General features: G+C 52.7%; 2 protein-coding genes. Both read right to left on the reverse strand.

Annotated elements, in window-relative coordinates; all coding sequences use genetic code 11:
- Positions 1-140: 140 nt before the first annotated feature.
- Positions 141-1,121 (reverse strand): hypothetical protein, encoded by a 981-nt coding sequence (locus tag WB794_RS13445; protein ID WP_337336361.1) that lies wholly within the window; start codon positions 1,119-1,121, stop codon positions 141-143.
- A 101-nt stretch (positions 1,122-1,222) separates the two neighbouring features.
- A partial coding sequence (locus tag WB794_RS13450) for a hypothetical protein (RefSeq protein ID WP_337336362.1) occupies positions 1,223-1,930 on the reverse strand: 708 nt, incomplete at its 5' end.

The raw sequence follows: 1,930 nt of genomic DNA on the forward strand, positions 1-1,930 counted from the left end.
CACGCCCGCAAGAGCACCCCGGCGATGCTGGAAGACGGCTGGAACAAGGTCATCGCCGGCATCACCAGCGCCGACGAGGTGCTGCGGGTAACGCGGGACGAGTGAGGGGCCGCGTCGCCTTGACGGCAAAGGCGATACCCTCAGCCACCGTGTTCGCGCCGGTAGACATTTACGCTATTCATCAATGTCATCAGCGCTTCGAATTGAATCGGGCTCAGGCTACGACGCATGATTGAATAAAAATCTGTTCCGGTGCTGCAATGCAGTCCAGTATTAAAACATGCTGCGCTGATTGCCGGGTTGTCACGAGCTGAACACCGTCCTAATTGCTGACATTCCAGTCCGATGCGCAAGTGGGGCAAGAGTGATTGAACCTGATTAAGTGAAAGCTCGTTTATGGTCGTCCAGTCGGCAATGACCGAGGAGTCCCGCTGCTGCACAATTTCATACATTGCGACGGAAATCAGATCTGCCCGATCGCTGGAAATCATCGCCTGCAAACTGCCGTCGTTGCGTGCGGCGGCCTCTTGAACTTGCGTCATTACGCGCTCATAGCGGTCCTGGCCAGGAAGATCGCTGAGATCGATCACTTCTTGCAATCGCTTCATGCGGTCATAGGTATCTGGAGCTCGTGCAAATCTGCCACACCAACCACCATTGAAGGCTTTTTGCATCCTTTCGAATACTCGCTTGTCATGAAAGACGAGTTCTCTTCCCATCTCGCTGGCTTGAGCTTTTTCTTTTGCGAACATCAATGCGCCTGCACACCAGGAGGCAAGATCAACGATCATGTCTCGTGCATCGTCACGGACCAGAAGTTCGTCCCGCTCCAAAAAGGCCAGAAGCTCCGAAGGGGGAAGCGCGAGCAGGCGCGATCGCAACGAATAGCTCCAGTAGTCAGGGCTTTCGGTCAGTTTTGAATATAAATCACTCGGGTGAATGGCCCCTTTTGCCCGGGACTCGAACTGAATTTCGGACTCGAGCTGTATTTCAGAGACTTCAGAAACAGCCGATACGATATCTGGTTCCTGCTCATCTTGGGCGGCGTCACGACCGAGGTGAAGCAGTGCCAACGCCAACGAGAAGAAGGCCGCGAACCCTAATAGACTCCATCTTGTCATAGCGCTTTTCCTCAAACCACTTTTCCTGTCCTTCAAGCGACTGGGATCAGGCTGCAACTACAGGTTTTCTGTTGCAGCCTGATGGGTATCTTGAGTTATGTTCAGTCACCGCATGCGTTGATCCGCGGGTCGGGACCCACGATATGGTCCATTAGAGGATTGCAATAAGCTGCAGACACACAGTGGAATGTCCAATGCTCCGTCACACCATTCGGCATTCTGACAATAAAATCGTCACCTCTTCTAACGCCGCCAAGAAAAGTGCTCGCCTCGACATTAGCTTGTGCCCATCTTTCCGTTTTCGACTGATAGCAACCCCCATTGATATTTACTTCGGCGCCCACTCTAACCGTATTTACACCAACACCACCTCCACCACCGCCGCCACCAATCCCAATAATTCTATAGAAGAATACGCCCCCTAAAAAGCCGAAATTCGGAACAAATGCCGTAGTAGTGACCGTAGGAAGGGTGGGCGTTTCGTCGTGGTCTCCAAAACACGCAATAGAACTGTCTCGCTCTGAGCCATTGGGCCCGGATGCGCCAGCGAAACTCTGATCAGACTGAACCACATAGCCCGCATTATATGCCCAGGCTGCCGGGTTCGGGTCGTAATAAGATTCGGTCAATGTTGATTGCCCGGTTGTCTGATCGTAGTAATAGACTCCAACATTGTGGCCGTTTGTTGAGCTGGTTTGCTCACCCTTCGCCGAAGAGGTCGTTCGCACCGACGGGTCATCTATAGCGCGATGCGGATCCCAATAGATGCATGCGTTTGCCTGAAATGCGAACGAAGCAAGGATAGAAAC

It is taken from the genome of Denitratimonas tolerans (genome assembly GCF_037203605.1).
GTDB classification, from domain to species: domain Bacteria; phylum Pseudomonadota; class Gammaproteobacteria; order Xanthomonadales; family Xanthomonadaceae; genus Denitratimonas; species Denitratimonas tolerans.